This is a genomic window from Aeromonas sp. QDB25, from assembly GCF_027707725.1.
Lineage (GTDB): Bacteria > Pseudomonadota > Gammaproteobacteria > Enterobacterales > Aeromonadaceae > Aeromonas > Aeromonas caviae.
Genome location: NZ_JAPCIZ010000037.1, coordinates 24,972 through 44,187, shown reverse-complemented (window position 1 = coordinate 44,187; position 19,216 = coordinate 24,972). Strand labels below are relative to the sequence as shown.

Genomic DNA, 19,216 nt, shown 5'->3' with positions numbered 1-19,216 from the left:
GGCGATTACGTCTGGCGGCAGAGCCGCAGACTGGAAGACGGGAAGTTTCGGCCCTTACGGATGCCCGGAAAACCTTAGCGTACGATTTTTTCCGAATTCTGCGGGCTCCCCCTGTATCCTGGCCAGGAGGAAGGGGTCATCCAATGGGGCCAGCCCGGCGTTAGGAAAACGCTGGGCCACGTAGAGCAGCAGAGCCGGTGTTTCGGTCAGCACGCCATGCTCCGTCACCAGTGCCGGGACTCGCCCCTTGGGATTGATGGCGAGGTAGTCGGGGCTGCGCTGTTCACCAGCGGCCAGATCCAGGCGCTTGACAAGGTGAGGGGCACCGGCCTCCACCAGAGCGATGCGCACCGCCATGGCACAGGTACCAGGGGCAAGATAGAGCGTCAGTTCGGACATGACCGTTTTCCTTGTGTGAGAGAGAAGAGCCAGTGGACATCTCGTCCGCCAGCGCGCGCCATTATCCTACCCCCGTTGGACAGAGGGGCCAAGGGTGAGGGGAACTTCATCAAGAAGGGCTGCAAGGCCTTTGGTATCAATGGCTTTCTGAACGGAAGATAACAGGAAAAACGGCTACGCATGCCGGTTCAAACCGCTATAATGTGCCACCTTGGATCAGTCGTCAGTGAATGTTGGACAGTCAATTGAGTAATAGAATGCGGATCGGTGGAACCCTCGAACAGTCCCTCAGCCAGGGATATCGTCTGGACCTGCAAGGGGTGTTGAAAGAGGGGTGGCAACAGACTCGTCGTACCGGTTTCGGATTGGCGCTGGCCATCGCCGGGGTCATGGCAATCTGGATCCTGCTGAGCAATACCTTGCTGACACCCTATGTCGCCCGTGAAGGGGGGGGTATGGATATGGCCCTGATCCTGAGCCTGCTGGTCACGGTGATCATGTCACCCATGACCTCCTCCCTCGACATGCTGGGGTTGCAGCAGTCGGTGGGGGTGCGCGCCCGGCCGAGCCAGGTATTCGACTTCTTCCGCCACTTCCTGCGCCTGGGCAGCCTGAGTCTGCTCGGCAGCCTCATCACCAGCCTGTTTGGCCCCCTGTTCGAGCTGCTGGGCGTGCCGGTGATGCTGGCCTTCATCCCTTCCGCCCTGGTGGGCATGGGGCTGGTGTTTACCGTACCTCTGGTGCTGGAGCGCGGTCTTTCCCCGGCTCAGGCCATTCTGGTATCCCTCAAGCTCTTTGCCCGGGGATGGCCCAGCATAGTGCTGCTGCACGGGGTCATGCTGGCACTCTTCTTCCTGGCGCTCATCCCCATGGGGCTGGGACTTATCTGGGTGGCGCCGCTCTACTTCAACTGCAAGGGCATTCTCTACCGGGATCTGTGTGGGGTGGCAGTCGAAGTGACCGAGGTTGCCAGTGGCAACGGCGGGCAGGGCCCGGATCATTTCAACGCATAACGGGATACCAGGGGGTCAGCCGGTGTCGACCCGCCCGGAGCGTGATGCAAAAGGATGGCATATGAACAAGCGATACGGGATGGCGGCGCTCCTGCTGGTACCCATGCTGGGACAGGCTGAGCCGTCCCTTGAACTCGACTACGGCACCTTCTACAGCCAGATGAAGACCTTCGCCAAGGGGGAGTTCGGCCACGCCAGACTGGGCTTTTATCTGGCCAGTCAACAGAACGGTCGGCGCTGCGGGCTCACCTCGGCCCGGGTCTCGACCCCGGACAGGGATGTGCCCGCCGAGGTCACGGTGGATGGCGAACTGCGTCTGCCCTATGACGAAGATCTCAACCTCGACAAGGCGATCGTGGTGGTGGGGCTCACCGAGGCCCATGCCGCCTGCGATCTGTCGGTACAGGTGATGGCCGACGCCCCCGCCACACCCGAGGTGCCGCTGGCCGAGCTTGTCTCGCGCCAGCAGCAGATGCAGCGATTGCTCGACAAGATGGCCGGCATGGTCGGCCAGTATTTCCTGCCCAAGATGGAAGGGGTGCGGATCTCCATGGTGGCGCCCGCAGGCACAGCCTACCTTGTGGAGGGTGCCCGTCAGGAGGCCGTCTCCTGGCAGCAGGGGCAACTGCTGCTCAGCAATGCGCAGCTGAAGGGGTTTGCCCAGGGCAAGCTGCAACTGCAAGGGGAGATCCTGCGTCTGACCCCCTGGCTGCACAAGGGGTAGCGACCCGAGTCCGCAGATTGCCAGAATGAAAAAAGGAGCGCCTGGCGCTCCTTTTTTGTGGGTGACGGGGCTTAGCGCACCTCAATCACGTCCAGCATGTCCATCTCGTCGATGTCCAGCAGCGGCGCCTTGGGCAGCTCGGGCGGATCAAATGCCTTGTCGCCACCGTCGATGATGCCGGAGTCGCGGTTGATGCTCTTGAAGTCAAACAGCTGGTGATCGAGCAGGTGGCTCGGGATCACGTCCTGAATGGCGGTGAACATGGTTTCGAGACGACCCGGGAAGCGGCGATCCCACTCCTGCATCATCTGTTTGATGGCCTGGCGCTGCAGGTTCTCCTGGGAGCCGCACAGGTTGCAGGGGATGATGGGGAAGGCCTTGACCTCGGCATAGCGCACCAGATCTTTCTCCTTGCAGTAGGCCAGGGGGCGGATCACCACGTTCTTGCCATCGTCGCTCACCAGCTTGGGGGGCATGGATTTGAGCTTGCCACCGTAGAACATGTTGAGGAACAGAGTCTCGAGGATGTCGTCACGGTGATGGCCAAGGGCGATCTTGGTGCAACCCAGCTCCTGGGCGGTGCGATACAGAATGCCGCGGCGCAGGCGGGAGCAGAGCGCGCAGGTGGTCTTGCCCTCCGGTACCTTCTCCTTGACGATGGAGTAGGTATCTTCTTCCACGATCTTGAAGTCGATGCCGAGGGTGCTCAGGTATTCGGGCAGCACGTGCTCGGGGAAGCCGGGTTGCTTCTGATCCAGGTTGACGGCCACCAGATCGAAATGGATGGGGGCGCTGGCCTTCAGGCTCATCAGGATGTCGAGCATGGCAAAGCTGTCCTTGCCGCCAGACAGGCAGACCATGATCTTGTCACCCTCTTCAATCATGTTGAAGTCGGCGATGGCCTGGCCCACGTTGCGCCGCAGGCGTTTCTGCAGCTTGTTGAAACTGTATTTCTCTTTGGCGTTAAGCTCTTCTAGCATGGCCTCAAACCCGGGACAAAAATAAGCGGCTTATTATAGCCATGTCCCGGGGGAGGGCAAGAAACGCTTATGCAGGATGACGCCTGTCATCCACAGGGCTGCTGTAATCGTCGGGTTTGAGGATGAGAATGTCGCAGTTGAGCCTGTCCACCACGTGCTCGGCGGTGTTGCCAAGCAGGGCGGCAGAGAGGCCGGTACGGCCGACGCATCCCATGATCATCAGGGTGGCATTCAGATCGTCCGCCATGTCCGGCAGCACCTCCTCCGGCAAGCCTTCCGCCACCTTGGTCCACATGTGGTTGATGCCGAACTGATCGGCATGCTCCCGCAGCAGATCTTCATGGTGTTTGCGAATGGCATCGTTGTAGGCGTTGGGATCGAACTCTGGCAGTTCGATGGCGACATTGACCGGGGTGCCCGGGTAGGTGTTGACCAGATAGAGACTGGCACCAAGCAGCTCGGCGATGGCGATCCCCTCGCGGGTGATCCGCTCGTTGAGCACCTTCTGCTCCTTGTCATCGCTCGAGCAGTTGATGGCGGCAATCAGGTTGCCCCCCCGTTGCCAGTGCCCTTCTTTTACCAGCAGAACCGGACAGGGGCATTTGCGCAGCAGGTGCCAGTCGGTGGGGGTGAAGATGAAGGTTTGCAGGAAGGAGTGCTTGTGAGTCGCCTTGACGACCAGATCGTGACGCTGTTCCAGCACTTCCTGAATGACGCACTCGAAGGGACGGTTGTGCCAGAGCACTTTCACTTCGCATTCCAGTCCTCTGGCCCGATAGGGAGTGAGGATCTCGTCGAGCCACTCCCGACGCTGGGCGATGACACCATGGCGCATCTCTTCCCGCTCGTCTGCCGAGAGCATGGCGGTCATCTCGTAAGAGAAGTCGTAAATCGTCAGGAGCAGGGTCAGCTGGGCGCCCTCATCCAGCTCGGCGACCTTGACCGCGCGCTCGAGCGCGATCTGGCGCTCCTCCTCGGGATTGATCACCACCAGAATGTTTCGGTACTTGACCATGTTCTCCTCCTTGGTAAAAAGGCCAATGATGGCAACTCTTTAGCTATTACAGCTTAGTCCAAGGGGGGAGACGGGAAGGTGTGCCGGATCAAATTTCAGGGTGATCCGATCCGGCAAAAAAGGGAATAAACGGGGATTAACCGCAGGGAGGACGAGTGGCTCCGGCCATGACGCCCAAGGCAACGTTGTCCAGTACAGTAATGTATTTGCCTTTGACGCTGATGAGACCGGATTTCTGGAAACGGCCCAGCAGGCGGCTGATGGTCTCGACGGTGAGACCGAGGTAGTTGCCGATGTCTCCACGGGTCATGGAGAGGCGGAACTCCTTGGCGGAGAAGCCGCGCTCGGAGAAACGAACCGAGAGATTGTGCAGGAAGGCAGCGAGGCGCTCTTCGGCGTTCTTTTTGGAGAGCAGCAGTATCATCTCCTGGTCGCCCATGATCTCGTTGCTCATCAGCCGCATGATCTGCTGGCGCAGTTTGGGCATCTTGCCAGAGAGGTCGTCGAGCACATCGAACGGTATTTCGCACACCATGGCGGTTTCCAGCGCCTGGGCGAAGGAGGGGTGGGCCTGCTTGTGGATGGCGTCGAAACCGACCAGATCACCGGCGAGGTGGAAGGCGGTGATCTGTTCGTCACCCTGTTCGGTGATGGTGTATGACTTGATGGTCCCGGAACGTATGGCATAGAGCGACTTGAGCTCATCGCCGGCCTTGAACAACTCTTCACCCTTCTGGAACGGCTTTTTGCGCTCGATGATGCTGTCGAGCTGATCGAGCTCGTTATCGTTCAGGGTGAAGGGGATGCAGAGCTGGCTGATGCTGCAATCCTGGCAATGAATTGCACAGCCACCGCTCTGAATACGTCTGCCAGGTTTCTTGTCCGGGATCATAGGCTCAAATGAATAATTGATTTATATCAAACAAGTTTACCACCATCTCATCCGTTTTGGATAGGGTTTCAAAAGGACGCCATCCCGATCCAGAGGGTGTGGATCCCGTAGGCAATAAGCAGCAAGGCGCCCCCAAGGCGCAGGCTGCGCAGGGTGAGCCAGTAGCGCAATCGGTCTGCCAGCCCCCCTAGCGCAAACAGGGTCGGCAGGGTGCCGAGGCCGAAAAAGAGCATGATGAGTGCCCCGCCACTCGCGGAGCCTGCGGCAGCGCTCCAGGTCAGCATGGAGTAGACTAGGCCGCAAGGGAGCCAGCCCCATATCATGCCAAAGGGGAGGGCCTGCCTGGCTGATGTAAACGGGAGAAACCTGCCTGCCAGCGGCTTGATGAGAGGCCAGAACTTCGCACCGATGCGCTCGAGCAGCAAGACGCCATGCCACCAGCCAGCCAAGTAGAGGCCGAGCGCTATCATCAGCAGGGCGGCGATGAGGCGAAGCCCTGCCAGGGCGTGTTTGCCAGCGCCTATCTCCGTGGTGGTGGCGAGCAAGCCGCCCACCAGCGCGCCCGCCAGCACATAGCTCAGGATGCGCCCCAGGTTGTAGTTGAGCAGATAACCGAGCCTGCCCCAAAAATGCTGCTTCTCGGCAGGTATGGCCATGGAGAGCGCTGCGGACACGCCGCCACACATGCCGATACAGTGGCCGGCACCGGCAAGCCCGACCAGCAGGGCGCCCATGAGGTCAAGGCTGCTGGTCATGGGGCCCGTTTTCCTGTTCTGCTTGTTGTTCAGAGGGGGGCAAGGGGCGCTGCTCCTCGTCAAACAGGATGTTGGAGCCCTGCCTGTCGAGATCCTCGAACTGCTCGGAGCGGATGGCCCAGAAGAAGACGGCGCCGGCAATGACAACGAACAGGATGGCGATGGGGATGAGGACGAAGATAATGTTCATGGCGTGGACCCTGTGGTGAAAGGGGGATGATAACCCGGCGAGGCAAGAGGTGCCGCCACCCGGGAGGATGCCAGATGGCTGCTCACCGGTTGAGCCGCATGGAGTTGGTGACCACGATGAGGGAGCTCAGGGACATGCCAGCAGCCGCCAGATAAGGGGGGAGCCAGCCACTTGCAGCCAGCGGCAGCACAAGCAGGTTGTAGCCGATGGACCAGGCAAAGTTCTCCTTGATGATCTTGCGAGTTCGCAGGGCCAGGGCCCGGGCGGCCAGCAGACGGGAGAGATCGTCGGCCAGCAGGATGGCGTCGGCACTGTTCTTGGCCAGATCCGTGCCCCCCGCCATGGCAAAGGACGCGTGGGCGCCGGCCAGCACAGGGGCGTCGTTGATGCCATCTCCCACCATGATGCTGATATCCCCGGCCGCTTCCCGGGCCTTGAGATAGGCCAGCTTGCCGTCCGGGGTGACCCCTTTTACCAGCTCATCGACCCCCAGCTCGCGGGCCAGCATGTCCGCCTGGTCCGAACCGTCGCCGGTGAGAATGGTGGTTTGCAGGCCTGCCTCCTTGAAGGCCTGGATCAGTGCACCGGCATCGGGGCGCAGCGTGTCGGCCAGGATGAAACGGGCCAGCAGTCCGTGTTCATCGGCCAGATAGATGGTCAGCCCTTGAGCGGCATTCTCTTCTTGCGCCAGTTCGAGCCAGCGTGCACTGCCGATGCGGTAATGCTTGCCCTCAATTACTCCCTGCACGCCGTGGCCGATGACGGGGGTGACGTCGCTGGCGGCGAGCGGCACCCCGTCCGCCAGTGGTTTGCTTCGAAACGCACGGGCGATGGGATGCTCGGAATAGGTCTCCAGGGCCTGGGCGAGGGCGAGGCAGCGGGCTGCGTCGAGCTCGCCGAGGGGCTGGGTGCTCACCAGGCTGATGTTGCCCGTGGTCAGGGTCCCCGTCTTGTCCATCACGATGCGGTTGGCCCGGGTCAGAATGTCCAGCACGTGGCCGCGGCGCAGTAGGATGCCGCTGCGGGTCAGGTTGGCAGTGGCCGAGGTCAGTGCGGTCGGGGTGGCCAGCGAGAGGGCGCAGGGGCAGGTCGCCACCAGCACCGCCAGGGTGACCCAGAAGGCCCGCTCGGGCTCATGAAAATGCCAGAAGGTCCAGACCCCGGCCGCAATGATCAGGAGCACCAGGATAAAGTGGCGCGACAGCACGTCCGCCAGCTGGGCGATGGCGGGCTTGTCGTCCAGAGCATGATCCTGCAGGCGCATGATCTGGGCCAGGCGCGACTCTTCAATGGAATGGCTGACCCGGATCTCCAGGGGGGCATCGGTGTTGATGGTGCCTGCATAGACGGGATCTCCGGCCTGTTTGAGCAGAGGCAACTGTTCGCCAGTCAGCATGGATTCGTTGAGGCTGGCCTGGCCCAGGGTGACGATGCCGTCTGCCGGCAGGGTGGCCCCCGCGAGTACCCGCACCCTGTCTCCGACTCGCAGCGTCTTGGCGGCCACCTCGTGTTCGCCGTCATCATCGATGCGGGTTGCCATGATGGGTACCAGGCGCGCCAGGTTGGAGCTCGACTCCGACGCCTTGCGCCTCGCTCGCAGTTCCAGCAGACGGCCCAACAGCAGGAAAAAGACGAACATGGTGATGGAGTCGTAATAGACCTCACCCGTGTTGAAGACCGTGGCCCAGATGGAGGCGACGAAGGCGCCGATCAGTGCCAGCGACACCGAAACATCCATGGAGAGGTGCCCCTGCTTCAGGCTGCGCCATGCCCCCACGTAAAAAGGCTGGGCCGAGTAGATCATGATGGGGGTGGAGAGCAGAAGGCTTATCCACTTGAAGTAGATCATGAACTCCTCTTCCACGCTGATGAAGAGGTCCATGTAGAGTGCTACGGCGCACATCATCACCTGCATGGAGCCAAGGCCGGCCAGCGCCATGCGGAACATGTAGCTGCGCACCTCTTTGGCGTAGAGCGCTTCCTGCTGATGAGTCTGGAAGGGATAGGCGCGATAGCCGACCCTGGCAAAGCCCTTGAGAATGTCGCTCAAAGAGAGCTGGGCCGGATCCCACTTGATGCGGGCGCGATGGGTGGTGGTATTGACGTTGATGTAACGCAGACCGCGCAGGGTCATCAGGTGCCGCTCGATGAGCCAGGCACAGGCGGCGCAGGTCAAACCTTCCACCGTCAGTTGGATCTCGCGCGTAGTTTCGCGACCCGTACCGGTGTCGGTGACGAACTCCTGCTGCACCTCCGCCAGATCGTAGTGGGTGAGGGCGGCGAGCTCTTCGGGCACCAGTTCCCCCTTGATGCCGGGAGCGGTGCGGTGTTCGTAATAACTGGCGAGGCCGCATTCGAGAATGGTCTGTGCCACGGCCTGACAGCCAGGGCAACACATCGGCTGAACGATGCCTTTGATCTCGAGAGTAAAGTTACTGCCAGTGGGAACCGGTTCACCACAGTGAAAACAGCCGGTCATGGTGATCATCCCTCTTTGATGCAGCCCAGCAGGCCGGGTCGGGGAGAAGGGTGGCTGACCGGCGTGCCGATCACCCTGCCTTCGTGATTCAACGTCCCTTGGGATCGAGCTCAATCGCTGCCTGAGTCGGCAGTTGTGCCGTCTCCTGGAGGCGCCATTCATGGTTGAAGGCATCGACCCGCACGTGCCACTTGCCGGTGAGGGGCTTGTCCAGCATCAGGCGATAGACTCCCTTGCCATCGGCCGTCAGCAGATGTTCGCTGTCCAGGCCCGCCAACGTGGGATGAAACAGGGAGAGGTGCAGTGCCTGCCCGAGGGGGAAATCCCCGGACAGTGGATTTAACGTCAGCTCCTTGTCGCTGACATTGAGGGCGATACGGATGCCGAGCGCCTCGGCGCGATCGAACTTGCTGAGATCCTGATTAATCTCCTTGCCCTGCTTGTAGTAGTCCTCCGCTACCAGGTTGACCCCATCCTTGCTGGCAATGATGGCGGTGGCGATGCTGCCTACCACGGCGGCGCAGGGGAGGGCGATGATGAACCAGGGCCAGAATTGGCGATACCAGGGTTGGGTCATGATGCTACCGAAACAAATGGTTAACGAAATGGCGGTAATTCAGCCAACACAAGATAACAAAAAGCCTCGAAGAGTCGAGGCTTTTTGCTGATTAATCACGTGCTTATCACATGTTACTGCTGATTTTGCCGATCGTTGTGGGACAAGCTGTAAACGTAGGAGGCGAGCAGATGTACCTTGTCTTCCCCCAGAATGTCCTTCCAGGCCGGCATCACGCCGTGACGACCGTGGGTGATGGTCTGTTCGACCACCTGACGGGAGCCGCCATAGAGCCAGATGTTGTTGGTCAAGTCGGGGGCGCCGAAGGCGATGCCGCCCTTGGCATCCGGGCCGTGGCAGGCGGCGCACATGGCAAAGCGTGCTTCCCCTTTCTTGGCTTCCACCAGATCAACCTTGCGACCGGAGAGGCTCAGCACATAGGAGGCCACCTCCTTCACCCCGTCCTGACCCAGGATCTCGCCCCAAGCGGCCATGATCCCCTGACGACCGCCCATGATGGTGGTCTTGATCTGGTCGGGTGCGCCGCCCCACTGCCATTCGCTGTCGGTCAGGTTCGGGAAACCGCGGCCACCGCGGGCATCGGAGCCATGACACTGGGAACAGTTTTGCAGGAACAGGCGCTGACCCACCTTCAGGGCTTCCGGATCCTTGGCGATCTCGGTGATCTCCTTGTAGCTCTTGCCGTCAGCCTGATAGGTCAGCTCGCGGAACTTGGCGCCGTAGATCTCGTCGGCCTTGGCAAGTTCCCGATCGTATTCCACCGCGCGTCCTTCGGCCTTGGCGGAAGCCGCCGCTGCCTTGGACTCGGCCAGGGAACGTACATCCTGGTTGGAGCTCTGCCAGCCCAGCAGACCCTTGAAGTTGCCAAGGCCCGGGAAGGCGAGCAGGTAGATGAGCCCGGTGACGATGAAGAAGAGGAACATATAGGACCACCACTTCGGCAGGGGATTGTTGATCTCCTCGATGCCGTCGAAGGTGTGACCCATGGGTTTGCCCTCTTCGGCCCCCATCTTGTCCTTCATGCACCAGGCCAGCAGCAGGAAGCAGCCGAGAATGGTGCCAAGGCTTATGACGGTCACAAAAATGCTAAACAGAGTGCTCATTATTGCTTCGCTCCTGCGTTCTTGTTATCAGCACTGGGTTGCTCGTCATCGGCAAAAACCAGGTTGGCGGCCTCGTCGAAAGAAGCCTTGCGGCGCTTGCTGTAGGCCCAGACGATGATGCCAATCATGATGACCATCAGCAGCAGGGTGTACAGGCCGCGAAATGTGCCGTAATCCATATCCCGACTCCTTATTTCAGGGCATGGCCCAGTGATTGCAGATAGGCGATCAGCGCATCCAGCTCGGTCTTGCCCTTGACGGCCTCACCGGCACCGGCGATGTCGGCATCGGTATAGGGCACGCCGAAGTGATCCCGGAACAGAGCCAGCTTCTTGCCGGTCAGCTCGCCGCTCAGCACATTGGTCTCGAGCCAGGGGAAGGCCGGCATGTTGGACTCGGGCACTACGTCGCGCGGGTTGATGAGGTGGGCGCGATGCCAGTCATCGGAGTAGCGGCCGCCGACCCGGGCCAGATCCGGGCCGGTACGCTTGGAGCCCCATAGGAAGGGGTGCTCCCACACGCTCTCGCCGGCAACCGAGTAGTGGCCGTAGCGTTCGGTCTCGGCGCGGAACGGGCGGATCATCTGGCTGTGGCAGACGGTGCAGCCTTCGCGGATGTAGATGTCGCGTCCTTCCATCTGCAGGGCGGTGTAGGGCTTGAGGCCCTCCACCGGCTCGTTGGTCTGCTTCTGGAAGAACAGGGGGGTGATTTCCACCAGGCCCCCCAGGCTGATGGCGAAGATGATGCCAATGACCAGCATGGGGACGCTTTTTTCAAAAATCTCGTGACGGTTGTTGTTGCTCATGCTTTAAACCCCTTCAAATCAGGCTGGCTGTGCGACGGGTTCCAGAGAACCCTTGGGCGCAGTGACGGTGCGATAGGCGTTGTAGGCCATCAGCAGCATGCCGGTGACGAAGAAGCAGCCACCCAGGAAGCGCACGAAGTAGAAGGGATAGGAAGCTTGCAGCGCCTCCACGAAGCTGTAGGTCAGGGTGCCGTCGTCGTTGACCGCACGCCACATCAGACCCTGCATCACACCGGAAATCCACATGGCGACGATATAGAGCACGGTGCCCACGGTGGCCAGCCAGAAGTGGACGTTGATGAGCTTGATGCTGTACATGCGCCCCTGCCCGAACAGGTTCGGGATCAGGTGGTAGACGGCACCGATGGACACCATGGCAACCCAGCCCAGGGCACCGGAGTGAACGTGACCGATAGTCCAGTCGGTGTAGTGGGAGAGGGCGTTGACGGTCTTGATCGCCATCATGGGGCCTTCGAAGGTCGACATGCCGTAGAACGACAGGGAGACGATCAGGAAGCGCAGGATGGGGTCATAACGCAGCTTGTGCCAGGCACCCGAGAGGGTCATGATGCCGTTGATCATGCCGCCCCAGGAGGGCACGAACAGGATGAGGGACATCACCATGCCCAGCGACTGGGCCCAGTCAGGCAGGGCGGTATAGTGCAGGTGGTGCGGACCGGCCCAGATATAGAGGGAGATCAGCGCCCAGAAGTGCACGATGGAGAGGCGGTAGGAGTAGACGGGGCGACCCGCCTGCTTGGGCACGAAATAGTACATCATGCCAAGGAAGCCCGCTGTCAGCAGGAAGCCCACTGCGTTGTGGCCATACCACCACTGCACCATGGCATCCATGGCACCGGAGTACATGGAGTAGGACTTCATGCCGGAGAGCGGCACTTCCATGTTGTTGACGATGTGCAGTACGGCCACCGTGATGATGAAGGCACCGAAGAACCAGTTCGCCACATAGATGTGGGAGGTGGTGCGCTTGACCAAGGTGCCGAAGAAGACGATGGCATAGCTCACCCAGACCACGGCGATGGCGATGTCGATGGGCCACTCCAGCTCGGCGTACTCTTTGGAGGTGGTGTACCCCAGCGGCAGCGAGATGGCTGCAGACAGAATGATCGCCTGCCAGCCCCAGAACACGAAGGAGGCGAGGGGACCACCAAACAGCCGGACCTGACAGGTGCGTTGCACCACGTAGAAGGAGGTGGCCATCAGGGCGCTGCAACCAAATGCGAAGATGACCGCATTGGTATGCAGGGGACGCAGACGGCTGTACGTCAGCCAGGGGGTGTCGAAGTTGAGGGCAGGCCAGATCAACTGGGCTGCAATCAATACACCCACCGACATGCCGACGATACCCCAGACAATCGTCATGACGGTGAACTGGCGCACAACGGTGTAGTTGTACTCAGGGTGGTTTGTTGTATGGCTCATCGTTGTATTCCGCTTCCGATGCTGTTGTTAGTGTTGCCCGGTGTCCTGGGCCATTTTCACCCCGGTTTTGCAAAATCCCCTCGTTAACATCTGTTAATAAAAGGAAAAGCAAAAGGTGGTTAAATGAAAATCCATTGAGAATGATACTGAAATGACCGGTAAAATAACAGTACAAACAGTGATATATTTGGCTCCAGCGGGTCTCATGTCCGCCAGTTTTTACCTTGAGCCAGATCACGAAAATTACATTTTCTACGTACCTTACAGAGCTGTTTTTTCATGAAAGAGAGACTCACTTCACGCAAAATCGTCCACCTGTCCATGGTGCTGGTCATTTTGCTCTCCCTGATGGCCTATCGAACCTGGTTTTCAGGCACAGGAAGCGACCATGTAGAGAGCTCCAATGTTCAGATTTGTGATCTGTCCCACAGCCCCTGCCGCCTCATCGTCGGGGATCGCCCGCTGACGGTCAGCATCGATGGCTTGCCGATCCGCCCTGAACATGACTTTGTCCTGCGCCTTCAAGGGGGTGTGCCGGCCATTACGCCGGTCAAGGCCTGGCTCGAGGGCAAGGAGATGTTCATGGGGCTCATCCCCGTGCTGTTTGAAGCCAGCGATGCGGGGTGGCGAGGGGTGACCCAGGTGGGAAGTTGTACGGCAGAGGCGATGGACTGGCTCTTGACCATCGAGTGGAGCAATGGCCAGCGCCATCAACTGACGTTGGGCGCGGCACGTTGAACGGACTCTCATCGGGCCCCAGGAGGGGGGATAAATGAAAATTGATTTGAAATTTTCAGGCAGGACGGTACCTTGCATTGATTATCAAAGAGTGAAGTTCATTTAATCATGATTGAAAAACAAGCATTTTATCGCACGCTCAACCAGCAGGCCCAGGCATTGCTAGAGGGCGAACCCGACATGATCGCCACCCTGGCAAACCTGTCTGCCCTGCTCAATCAGGAACTGGCTGACATCAACTGGGTTGGTTTCTACCTGCTGCAGGGCGAGACCCTGGTGCTCGGCCCGTTCCAGGGCAAGCCGGCCTGTGTGCGCATCCCGGTCGGGCGCGGCGTCTGTGGCACTGCGGTTGCCGAGGGCAAGACCCAGCTGGTGGACGACGTGCACCAGTTCGCGGGGCACATTGCGTGCGACGGTGCCAGCAACTCGGAAATCGTGATCCCGCTGCGCCGTGGCGGGGAGATCATCGGGGTGCTGGACATCGACAGTCCAATCTTTAACCGCTTTGACGAGCAGGACCGGATTGGCCTCGAAGAAACGGTGCAAATTTTGGAAAGCATGCTCTAAGTCATTGCTAGATGGTTCGCAAAAGGTCCCAAGCTCTCTATAATGGGGCCTTTGTTGTGTTCGGGCATGCCCGTGCGTCTATATGAAAGCCAAGGTTATACATGGAAAACACTGAAAAGCTGAAGAACAGTAAAGAGATCGTCGCCTACCTGGTCGAGAAATTCCCGGCCTGCTTCATCGCTGAAGGAGAGGCCAAGCCACTCAAGATTGGCATCTTCCAGGATCTGGCCGCGCGTCTTGCTGATGACGAGAGAGTCTCCAAGACCATGCTGCGCTCTGCTCTGCGTCAATACACCTCCAGCTGGCGTTACCTGCATGGCCTCAAGGCTGGCCAGGCCCGTGTCGATCTGGACGGCAACCCGGGCGAGCTGCTCACCGAAGAGCACATCGAGCATGCCAAACAGGCGCTCAAGGAGAGCAAGGAACGTGTCTTTGCCAGCCGCCGCACCAACACCAAGGAGAAGGAAGACAAGCCCAAGCAGCCGCGTCGCAACGCGCCGCGCAAGGCTGACGCTCCCCGCTCCGACAAGCCCAAGTCCGCCCCTGCTCCCAAGGCTGCACCGGTCGCCGATGCGCCGCTGGTGAAAGTGGATGCCGCTACCCTGAAAGTCGAGCAGGGCGTGCGCGTCGTGCTGGGCAAGTCCCCTGTGCCTGCGACCATCAAGGAAGTGACCAAGGATGACGTACAGGTTCAATTGCAGACCGGCATGATGTTGCGGGTCAAGTTCGAGCATCTGGTTCTCTAAGGAGACGAATGTTGAAGCATGGCGTGATTCGTTTTTCACTCGTTGCCTGTAGCCTGGCGCTTGCCGGGCTCGCACAGGCCATCGAGCCGGTGCTCAAGGAAAGTGATTTGCCTGTGTTGGCTCAAGAGAGCCAACATGCTACGGCCAGCAAGCGAATTGCCAATCTGTTTACCCGCTCCCACTACAAACAGTTCAAGCTGGACGACGCCTTTTCCTCCGTGATCTTTGACAAGTATCTGGAGAATCTGGACTACAGCCGCAACCTGTTTCTGGCCTCTGACATCAGCCGTTTTGAGAAATATCGTACCGGTTTTGACACCGACCTCGAGCGAGGGCGACTGGCTCCGGCCTACGAGATGTTCAACCTGAGTCAGCAGCGGCGGTACGAGCGGTTCGAATACGCCCTCAAACTGCTCGACACTCCCTTCGATTTTACCCAGAAAGACAATTACGTCTTCGATCGGGAAGGGGCTCCCTGGCCCAAGGATGAAGCCGAGCTCAACGAGCTGTGGCGTCAGCGGGTCAAGTTCGATGCCCTGAGCCTCAAGCTCAGCGGCAAGGAGTGGCCCGAGATCAAGGAGCTGCTTGGCAAGCGTTACAACAACGCCATCAAGCGGATGTCCCAGACCGAGAGCGAGGACGTGTTCCAGCTCTTCATGAACTCCTTCGCCCGCGCCATCGAACCGCACACCAGCTATCTGTCTCCGCGCAGCGCCGATCGGTTCAACACCGAGATGAACCTCTCGCTGGAAGGGATTGGGGCCGTGCTGCAGGCGGAAGATGACTTTACCGTCATCCGCTCCCTGGTGCCAGGCGGCCCGGCGGCCAAGTCCAATCACCTGAAACCCGATGACAAGATCACCGGTGTGGGGCAGGACGACGGTAAGATCGTGGATGTCATTGGCTGGCGTCTTGACGACGTGGTCGAGCTCATCAAGGGGCCCAAGGGCAGCAAGGTGAAGCTGGAGATCCAGCGCGGCAAGGGCGCGACCGCCAAGACCGAGCTGGTGGAGCTGGTGCGTGACAAGGTGCGTCTGGAAGACAGAGCCGCCAAGTCCAAGGTGATCACCGCCGAGGGCAAGAAGATCGGCGTGCTCGAGATCCCGAGCTTCTACGTCAACCTGCACGACGACGTGATCAAGGAGATCTCCAGCCTCAACAAGCAGAAGATCGACGGCCTCATCGTCGATCTGCGCGGCAACGGTGGCGGTGCCCTGACGGAAGCTTCCGCCCTGAGCGGTCTCTTCTTTGCCAGCGGCCCCGTGGTGCAGATCCGTGATCACATGGGTCGCATCACCGTCAATGGCGACGACGACGGCAATGTCTACTACGGTGGCCCCATGTCGGTGATGATCAACCGCTACAGCGCCTCGGCCTCCGAGATCTTCGCTGCCGCCATGCAGGACTATGGTCGTGCGCTGATCCTCGGCGAAAACTCGTTCGGCAAGGGGACGGTGCAGCAGCATCGCAGCCTCGCCAAGGTCTATGACTTCTACGAGCAGCCGCTGGGTCACGTGCAGTACACCATCGCCAAGTTCTACCGTATCGATGGCGGCAGCACCCAGAACAAGGGAGTTGCACCCGATATCGCCTTCCCGACTGCGGTAGCGCCGGGGGAGACGGGGGAGAGCCGCGAGTTCAACGCCTTGCCCTGGGACAAGATTGCCTCGGCCAGCTACGAGCGACTGGGGGACTTCTCCAGCCTGCTGCCCAAGCTGAAAGCGGCCCACGAGGCACGGATCACCAAGGATCCGGAATTTGCCTATGTGCTGCAGGACATCAAGGAGTATCAGGCGGACAAGGACAAGAAGTCGGTCTCCCTGAACGAAGCCGAGCGGCTGGCTGAACAGGCCAAACAGGACGAGAAGGCGCTGGCGCGAGCCAATGAGCGGCTGACCCGTCTTGGCAAGCCGACGGTGAAGAGCCTGGATGAACTGCCGACCGATTTCGAGGCACCTGACGAATACCAGGTGGAAGCGGCCAACATCACGGCGGATCTGACCACCCTCAGCAAGAAGAGCTGATGCTGGCAACGAAATGACAAGGGCGACTCGGGTCGCCCTTTCTTTTGCCTGAATGCAAACTATTTGACCCTGTCCGAGCCTTGTGACAGCCTCTGACACGTCAATAACAAAGCGTGGAAGCACACAATAATGACTGAACAACCTCAGGCCATGACGGCCAAATATCGCCAGGATTACCAGGCTCCCCTCTATTGGTGTGACAGCCTGGATCTCGATTTTCAGCTGCAAGAGCCCCTGACCCGGGTCACCGCCATTTCCCGTTTGCGTCGCAGCGGCGATCACAACGAACCCCTGGTGCTGGACGGCGAGGGGCTTGACCTTGTCAGCGTCATTGTGGATGGCGTGCCCTATCAGCAATACGAGCAGGGAGAGAGCAGCCTGACCCTGTTCAACCTGCCGGCCGAGTGCGTGCTGACCGTGGTCACCGACATCGATCCCGCCGCCAACACGGCGCTGGAGGGGCTCTACAAATCCGGCGATGCCTATTGCACCCAGTGCGAGGCCGAGGGCTTTCGTCGTATCACCTATTACATGGACAGGCCGGACATCCTGGCCCGTTACAGTACCCGCATCACCGCCGACAAGGCCAAGTACCCCTATCTGCTCTCCAACGGCAACAAGGTCGCGAGCGGCGATCTGGACGACGGTCGCCACTTCGTGCAGTGGCAGGATCCCTTCCCCAAACCGAGCTACCTCTTCGCCTTGGTGGCGGGGGACTTCGATGTGGAACGCAACCACTTCATTACCAAAAGCGGCCGCCAGGTGGCGCTCGAGATCTTCGTGGACAAGGGCAACCTGGACCGCGCCGGTTTCGCCATGGAGAGCCTCATCAACTCCATGCGCTGGGACGAGCAGCGTTTCGGCCTCGAGTATGACCTCGACATCTACATGATCGTGGCGGTGGACTTCTTCAACATGGGGGCCATGGAGAACAAGGGGCTCAACATCTTCAACTCCAAGTTCGTGCTGGCCAACCCGGCCACTGCCACCGATGCGGACTACCACGGCATCGAGCGGGTGATCGGCCACGAATATTTCCACAACTGGACCGGCAACCGCGTCACCTGCCGCGACTGGTTCCAGTTAAGCCTCAAAGAGGGACTGACGGTGTTCCGGGATCAGGAGTTCTCCTCCGATCTGGGGTCGCGCGGCGTCAACCGCATCAACAACGTGCGCACCGTGCGCGGTCCGCAGTTTGCCGAAGATGCCGGCCCCATGGCCCACCCCATCCGCCCGGATGTGGTGATCGAGATGAACAACTTCTACACCCTGACCGTCTACGAGAAGGGCTCTGAAGTGATCCGCATGATGCACACCCTGCTGGGGGAGGACGCCTTCCAGGCGGGTATGCGACTCTACTTCGAGCGTCACGACGGCTCTGCTGCCACCTGCGACGACTTCGTGCAGGCGATGGAGGATGCCTCCGGGGTGGATCTCGCTCGCTTCCGCCGCTGGTACAGCCAGTCCGGCACCCCCGAGCTCACCGTGACCGACGAATACGATGCCGAAAGCGGTGTCTATCGTCTGCACGTGAGCCAGCACACGCCGCCGACCCAGGATCAGCCACAAAAGCTGCCGCTGCATATCCCCCTCGACATCGAGCTCTACGATGCACAGGGTGCCGTCATCCCGCTGCAATACCAGGGCAAGGCCATCGGCAATGTGCTGGACGTGCTGGAAGCACAGCAGACGTTCGAATTCGATCGAGTGCCGGTCAGACCGATACCCTCCCTGCTGCGAGACTTCTCCGCCCCGGTCAAGCTGCACTATGACTACAGCGACGAGGCCCTGGCCTTCCTGATGCGTCATGCCCGCAACGAGTTTGCCCGCTGGGACGCCGCCCAGATGCTGATCAACAAGGCGGTGATCGACGGGGTGGCCCGGGTCCAGCACGGGCAGGGGGTTGAACTCTCCCACACCCTGCTGGCGGCCTTTGTCGCCATTCTGGACGAGGCTGCACTGGATCCCGCCCTCAAGGCAGAGATCCTGGCCCTGCCGGGGGAGGCGACCCTGGCCGAGCTGTTCGAGGTGGCCGACATCGACGCCATCCACCAGGTGCGCAACGGGATCCAGACCGCATTGGCCCACGCCTTCGGCGACCGCCTGCTGGCGTGCTACGAGAGCCTGCGTCTGCCGGCTTATCAGGTGGTCCATGCCGACATGGCCAAGCGGGCCCTCAAGGGTGTGGTGCTGGGTTATCTGGCGGCGCTGGATGCCGCGAAGGCCGATACCCTGGTGCGCGAGCAGTACGAGGCTGCCGACAACATGACCGACACCCTGGCGGCGCTCCAGGTGGCCAACAGCCATCTGCTGCCGTGCCGCGCCGCGCTCTTGGCCGACTTCGAAGGCAAATGGGCCCATGATGGCCTGGTACTGGACAACTGGCTGCGGTTGGTGGGGGCCAAGCCGGCCAAGGATGTGCTCCATGACGTGAAGCAGGCGATGGCGCACCCGACCTTCAGCATCCGCAACCCGAACCGGCTGCGGGCGCTCATCGGCAGCTTCGCCATGAACAACCAGGTGCAGTTCCACGCCGCCGATGGCAGCGGCTATCGCTTCCTGACCGATCTCTTGATCGAGCTCAACGAGGTCAATCCCCAGGTGGCGTCCCGCCTCATCACCCCGCTTATCCAGTTCAAGCGGCTCGATGAGGGGCGCAAGGCGCTGGTTCGCGCCGAGCTGACCCGCCTGGCCAACCTGGACGGGCTGGCGCGGGATCTGTTCGAGAAGGTGAGCAAGGCGCTGGCACAGTAAGCGCCGCGACGG

General features: G+C 60.3%; 19 protein-coding genes and 1 pseudogene. 7 read left to right on the top strand and 13 right to left on the bottom strand.

Features of this window, described 5'->3' with window-relative positions; all coding sequences use genetic code 11:
• Positions 1–111: 111 nt before the first annotated feature.
• A pseudogene (locus PG883_RS13870) lies at positions 112–399 on the bottom strand (glutathione S-transferase N-terminal domain-containing protein); the annotation flags it as partial.
• A gap of 257 nt (positions 400–656) precedes the next feature.
• On the opposite strand from PG883_RS13870, the gene PG883_RS13865 reads away from it, so the two are divergent.
• Positions 657–1,412: a hypothetical protein gene (locus PG883_RS13865; RefSeq protein ID WP_010674785.1), complete on the top strand. Its 756-nt coding sequence runs from the start codon at positions 657–659 to the stop codon at positions 1,410–1,412.
• 61 nt (positions 1,413–1,473) lie between these two features.
• Positions 1,474–2,136 (top strand): DUF2987 domain-containing protein, encoded by a 663-nt coding sequence (locus PG883_RS13860; protein ID WP_010674784.1) that lies wholly within the window; start codon positions 1,474–1,476, stop codon positions 2,134–2,136.
• A 71-nt stretch (positions 2,137–2,207) separates the two neighbouring features.
• Here PG883_RS13860 and ttcA read toward each other — a convergent pair whose 3' ends face one another.
• The 12 genes from ttcA to PG883_RS13800 all read right to left on the bottom strand — a co-directional run bounded on the left by ttcA (position 2,208) and on the right by PG883_RS13800 (position 12,613).
• The gene (gene ttcA, locus PG883_RS13855) at positions 2,208–3,116 is read right to left on the bottom strand and encodes a tRNA 2-thiocytidine(32) synthetase TtcA (RefSeq protein WP_010674783.1); all 909 of its coding nucleotides are present in this window, start codon (positions 3,114–3,116) and stop codon (positions 2,208–2,210) included.
• A 67-nt stretch (positions 3,117–3,183) separates the two neighbouring features.
• On the bottom strand, positions 3,184–4,131 hold the full coding sequence (gene uspE / locus PG883_RS13850) for a universal stress protein UspE (RefSeq protein WP_010674782.1): 948 nt from the start codon (positions 4,129–4,131) through the stop codon (positions 3,184–3,186).
• A 136-nt stretch (positions 4,132–4,267) separates the two neighbouring features.
• Positions 4,268–5,023, bottom strand: coding sequence for an FNR family transcription factor (locus PG883_RS13845; protein ID WP_010674781.1), 756 nt, complete (start codon positions 5,021–5,023; stop codon positions 4,268–4,270).
• A gap of 68 nt (positions 5,024–5,091) precedes the next feature.
• Entirely contained in the window at positions 5,092–5,778 is a 687-nt protein-coding gene (locus tag PG883_RS13840; protein ID WP_010674780.1) for a sulfite exporter TauE/SafE family protein, read from the bottom strand.
• Complete coding sequence (ccoS, locus tag PG883_RS13835; RefSeq protein WP_010674779.1) at positions 5,762–5,968, bottom strand: cbb3-type cytochrome oxidase assembly protein CcoS; 207 nt, start codon at positions 5,966–5,968, stop codon at positions 5,762–5,764. The genes PG883_RS13840 and ccoS overlap by 17 nt, the downstream gene beginning before the upstream one ends.
• Before the next feature lie 82 nt (positions 5,969–6,050).
• Entirely contained in the window at positions 6,051–8,447 is a 2,397-nt protein-coding gene (locus PG883_RS13830) for a heavy metal translocating P-type ATPase (protein WP_029314548.1), read from the bottom strand.
• An 88-nt stretch (positions 8,448–8,535) separates the two neighbouring features.
• Positions 8,536–9,024 carry a FixH family protein gene (locus tag PG883_RS13825; RefSeq protein WP_010674777.1) on the bottom strand — a complete coding sequence of 163 codons (489 nt, stop codon included), beginning with the start codon at positions 9,022–9,024 and terminating at the stop codon, positions 8,536–8,538.
• 113 nt (positions 9,025–9,137) lie between these two features.
• Entirely contained in the window at positions 9,138–10,127 is a 990-nt protein-coding gene (gene ccoP / locus PG883_RS13820; RefSeq protein ID WP_010674776.1) for a cytochrome-c oxidase, cbb3-type subunit III, read from the bottom strand.
• Entirely contained in the window at positions 10,127–10,306 is a 180-nt protein-coding gene (locus tag PG883_RS13815; protein ID WP_010674775.1) for a CcoQ/FixQ family Cbb3-type cytochrome c oxidase assembly chaperone, read from the bottom strand. The genes ccoP and PG883_RS13815 overlap by 1 nt, the downstream gene beginning before the upstream one ends.
• Before the next feature lie 11 nt (positions 10,307–10,317).
• A complete protein-coding gene (gene ccoO / locus PG883_RS13810; protein ID WP_010674774.1) occupies positions 10,318–10,932 on the bottom strand; it encodes a cytochrome-c oxidase, cbb3-type subunit II in 615 nt (204 codons plus the stop codon).
• 18 nt (positions 10,933–10,950) lie between these two features.
• A complete protein-coding gene (ccoN, locus tag PG883_RS13805) occupies positions 10,951–12,375 on the bottom strand; it encodes a cytochrome-c oxidase, cbb3-type subunit I (protein ID WP_010674773.1) in 1,425 nt (474 codons plus the stop codon).
• Positions 12,350–12,613 carry a hypothetical protein gene (locus PG883_RS13800; protein ID WP_125117269.1) on the bottom strand — a complete coding sequence of 88 codons (264 nt, stop codon included), beginning with the start codon at positions 12,611–12,613 and terminating at the stop codon, positions 12,350–12,352. Before PG883_RS13800 ends, ccoN begins: the two co-directional genes overlap by 26 nt.
• Before the next feature lie 41 nt (positions 12,614–12,654).
• Between PG883_RS13800 and PG883_RS13795 the strand changes: the two genes are divergently transcribed.
• The 5 genes from PG883_RS13795 (at position 12,655) to pepN (ending at position 19,204) form a co-directional block, all read left to right on the top strand.
• Complete coding sequence (locus PG883_RS13795; RefSeq protein WP_270807323.1) at positions 12,655–13,113, top strand: hypothetical protein; 459 nt, start codon at positions 12,655–12,657, stop codon at positions 13,111–13,113.
• A 108-nt stretch (positions 13,114–13,221) separates the two neighbouring features.
• Positions 13,222–13,680, top strand: coding sequence for a GAF domain-containing protein (locus PG883_RS13790; protein ID WP_010674771.1), 459 nt, complete (start codon positions 13,222–13,224; stop codon positions 13,678–13,680).
• A gap of 101 nt (positions 13,681–13,781) precedes the next feature.
• On the top strand, positions 13,782–14,426 hold the full coding sequence (gene proQ / locus PG883_RS13785; RefSeq protein ID WP_010674770.1) for an RNA chaperone ProQ: 645 nt from the start codon (positions 13,782–13,784) through the stop codon (positions 14,424–14,426).
• Positions 14,427–14,434: 8 nt separating this feature from the next.
• Positions 14,435–16,450 (top strand): carboxy terminal-processing peptidase, encoded by a 2,016-nt coding sequence (prc, locus tag PG883_RS13780; RefSeq protein ID WP_270807322.1) that lies wholly within the window; start codon positions 14,435–14,437, stop codon positions 16,448–16,450.
• Positions 16,451–16,579: 129 nt separating this feature from the next.
• Positions 16,580–19,204: an aminopeptidase N gene (gene pepN, locus PG883_RS13775; RefSeq protein WP_010674768.1), complete on the top strand. Its 2,625-nt coding sequence runs from the start codon at positions 16,580–16,582 to the stop codon at positions 19,202–19,204.
• The last annotated feature ends 12 nt before the right edge of the window (positions 19,205–19,216 follow it).